Annotated in this window: 5 protein-coding genes; all 5 read left to right on the top strand. The window is 28.2% G+C overall.

The window, feature by feature from the left end; translation table 11 throughout:
* Positions 1 to 434 (top strand): NAD(P)/FAD-dependent oxidoreductase (locus ACI3VO_RS09795; protein WP_439757744.1); only part of this gene is annotated, 434 nt, incomplete at its 5' end.
* 22 nt (positions 435 to 456) lie between these two features.
* Positions 457 to 774 carry a thioredoxin TrxA gene (gene trxA, locus ACI3VO_RS09790; protein ID WP_320625112.1) on the top strand — a complete coding sequence of 106 codons (318 nt, stop codon included), beginning with the start codon at positions 457 to 459 and terminating at the stop codon, positions 772 to 774.
* 196 nt (positions 775 to 970) lie between these two features.
* Positions 971 to 1,366, top strand: a complete 396-nt coding sequence (locus ACI3VO_RS09785) for a hypothetical protein (RefSeq protein WP_439757743.1) — start codon at positions 971 to 973, stop codon at positions 1,364 to 1,366.
* Between the two features lie 233 nt (positions 1,367 to 1,599).
* Positions 1,600 to 2,295 carry a response regulator transcription factor gene (locus ACI3VO_RS09780; protein WP_439757742.1) on the top strand — a complete coding sequence of 232 codons (696 nt, stop codon included), beginning with the start codon at positions 1,600 to 1,602 and terminating at the stop codon, positions 2,293 to 2,295.
* 10 nt (positions 2,296 to 2,305) lie between these two features.
* Positions 2,306 to 3,519, top strand: a 1,214-nt coding sequence (locus tag ACI3VO_RS09775; protein ID WP_439757741.1) for a hypothetical protein, incomplete at its 3' end; no start/stop codon positions are given.

The raw sequence follows: 3,519 nt of genomic DNA, 5'->3' as shown, positions 1-3,519 counted from the left end.
CTAAGAAGGTAACTATTTTGAGTAAATACGATGAATTAAAATGTAGTAAATATATTGAAGACAAGTGTAAAAAAGTCGAAAATATATCCGTAATAAAAAATGTGAAGATTACAAAATTATTAGGTCAAGATATATTAAATGGGATTGAAATTGAAAATTTAGAATCAAATGAAAAAATCGTCTTTAAGGCTGATGAAGACGAGGAGATAATAGGGTTATTTGTATTTATAGGATTGACTGCACAGACAGATTTATTCGAGGGATTACTAGACCTAGATGAAGAAGGTTATATAAAAACCGATCAAAATATGCAGACAAATATAAATGGCGTTTATGCTGTGGGTGATTGTAGATCTAAAAACTTAAGACAAATAATAACTGCTTCAAATGATGGAGCTATTGCAGCTATGAATGCTGAAAAATACATAAATTAGAATTGATTTGGGGGATATGGCGATGATTAATGTAAATAAAGAAACATTTGAACAAGAGGTACTAAATTACGATGGAAGGGTTGTAGTAGAATTTTGGAGTGAAACATGTCAACCATGTAAAGAGCTACTTCCAAAGGTAGAGGAATTATCTAAGAAATACGATAAAAATATGAAATTTTGCAATCTAGATACTAAAACTGCACCTAGAATAGCTATCAAACAAAAGGTATTGGGGTTACCTGTAGTTAGAATTTACGAAAAAGGTGAGGTTTTAGACGAAACATCTAATGGAGATGTTACAATAGAAAATATAGAAAATATGATAAAGAAATTTATTTAATATATATATAAATGTAAAGTTGTTGACTGTATTTACCTTATAATAAAAGTAACAACCGTGTAAACATTGTTACTAATTTGTAATCTTAAGTAACATTTGTGTAACTACAAATTCATAATATTAGGTGGTACTATAATAGTATAAATAAAGAAATAATATAATTCATTCAAAATAATATGGATGGGAGGAAGACATTATGAAAAAAGCTATTATAAGTATTATATCAATATTATGTGTAGGTTTAATGGTGGTTGGACCTATAAAAGAATCTTACGCAACTGATTTAAATGATACAAAATCAGAACAAGAGGTAGTTGAAGCTACTAATCAAAAACAACAAGTAAAAGAAGAAACAAATGAAGACAAAGCATTGACAAAATCAGAAGCTCTACAACTTGTAAAAGACTTCGAACCATCTTTAGATTACGATTATATGGGTGATGAAAACACATATGAATGTATCAAAGAAAACGGAATTAAAGGTTATGTTTTCTTACCACAATGTGAAGGAGATATGGCATACTTAGTTGATAAAGAAACTGGCAATATTTATTTCTTCCATCCTAGTGGATACTTTGAGTTATTAAAATAATATATTTAAAATACATAAAAAAGCTGAACTTTAAAAGTTCAGTTTTTTTATGCAGATAAGATCTCCTTATTAATGTAAGAAAAATTTAAGATTTATATTAGGTAGTATGTAAAACTTGGCTTGTATTATAAAGGTATAATTTGATAAGGAGGCATAGTCGTGTATAATTATTTTATAAAGATAGCTATAAAAAACAATAGCACATAAATTGCAAGGGGAAAGGATATTTTAAAATGTACAATATACTAGTAGTTGATGATGATAAGGAGATAGTTGAGTCTATCGAGATATACTTGAGAAATGAAGGTTATAAGGTATTTAAGGCATACGATGGAATAGAGGCTTTAGATATACTTACGACAGAAGAGATACATCTGATTTTGATGGATATAATGATGCCTAAGCTAGATGGAATCAAGGCGACTATAAAAATCAGACAGGAAAAAAACATACCTATAATTTTGGTGTCTGCAAAGGGTGAGGATACAGATAAGATTTTAGGGTTGAATATAGGTGCCGATGATTACATAACAAAGCCATTTAACTTGTTAGAGCTAATAGCAAGGGTTAAATCTAATTTAAGAAGATATATGAATTTGGGAAATTATAATAATGAAGTCAGAGAAGATGTATTAAGAAGTGGTGGATTAGAATTAAACATATCTACTAAGGAGGTAAAGGTAGATGGAAATTTAATAAAGGTTACCCCTATAGAATATAGAATATTGGAATTACTCCTTAGAAATAAGGGCATAGTTTTCTCAATAGATGAGATTTACGAAAAGGTATGGAAGGAAGAGAGCTTCAATGTAGAAAATACAGTGGCAGTTCATATTAGAAGAATCAGGGAAAAAATTGAGATAAACCCTAAGGAGCCTAGATATTTAAAAGTCGTATGGGGGATCGGTTATAAAATAGAGAAATTATAGAGGTGATCCTATGAAAAAACTAAAAAATGTATTTTTACTTGGATTTTTAATATCGTTGTCTATTTTTTTAGGAACTAATTTTTCATTTTTAGTGGAATGTATTTGTGGAGATGGAAGTTTTTATTATATAGCTTCTTCTGTTGAAGAAGGTAATATTAAAATAGAGAAGGATTATTTTAAAAGCAATCATTTTGATAATGTGGTAAGTGGGATTTTAGATCAGTTAAAATACTCTGTTGCAGATGAAGATAATTATAGCGATGATCCTTCATATGGAGGTTATGAAGAGACACAAAAGCAATATATAAAATATAATAAAAAAAATTCAAAGGAATATTTAAAAACTTTGGATAATATAAAGTATTTTTCAATTAACAATAAAACAAAGGAAGTATTTACAAATACAGATTATAAAACTATTGGTGAATTTAAGAAAAATGCAAATGGATATTATCAAGCTCAGTTTGACAATGAAAATTTAGTAGATAGAAAAATAGATGGTCAAAAATATAAACAACCAAGTGATTTTAGTTATATGAATGACGATGTAGATAATAATGACGATATAAGTGCTTATATTTCAATTTCTAAGGATATAGTAAAAAGTGGAAATTTAGCTTATGATTATAAGAATTATCAGGAAGTATTGAAACAATACGATATTTGTAAAAAGGTTGGTTTGCCAGCACTTGCATTAGCTGTTGTATTTTTAGCAGTATATATAATTATGAATTTCAAGCTTCCTAAGACAAAAAGAGAGTTTTGGCATTATTATAACAAAATTCCTCTAGAAGTAGTTATAGCTTTTTTAGCTACAGATATAAGTATGATTTTTGTTGTGGCTGATACAAATAATGGAACAATGGTCAAGCAATTGTGTGTAATACCTATTTTTATATTATTATTCTACTTTATTTTGTTGATAAAACAGATTTCAAATTTTGAGAGAAAGAGAGATTTTTGGGGGACTAGTTGGATTTTTAAAATAATATGTTGGATACTTAGAAAATCAAAGGAAGCTTTTAGAAAAACTAGAACATTGATTCAAACTAGTCAAAGTTTTACTTTAATAAAGAAAATTATAGCACTAGCAGTTATCTGCGTTATTGCTGAACTGTTATTTGGAGCTTTGTTCTTTGGACCTCTAGGAATAATAATAGCACTTGGAATACAACTTGGATTCTTGGTATATTTAGTTAAAAGACTGTCTTATCTAAGTGAGAT

It is taken from the genome of Intestinibacter sp. (assembly GCF_051866655.1).
Lineage (GTDB): Bacteria > Bacillota > Clostridia > Peptostreptococcales > Peptostreptococcaceae > Intestinibacter.
The sequence above is the reverse complement of the archived record's forward strand: the minus strand, read 5'-3'. Positions and strand labels throughout refer to the sequence as shown.

Excerpts from the sequence above, each read along its gene's own strand:
- trxA (WP_320625112.1), top strand. The coding sequence starts at position 457 with ATGATTAATGTAAATAAAGAAACATTTGAACAAGAGGTACTAAATTAC.
- ACI3VO_RS09785 (WP_439757743.1), top strand. The coding sequence starts at position 971 with ATGAAAAAAGCTATTATAAGTATTATATCAATATTATGTGTAGGTTTA.
- ACI3VO_RS09780 (WP_439757742.1), top strand. The coding sequence starts at position 1,600 with ATGTACAATATACTAGTAGTTGATGATGATAAGGAGATAGTTGAGTCT.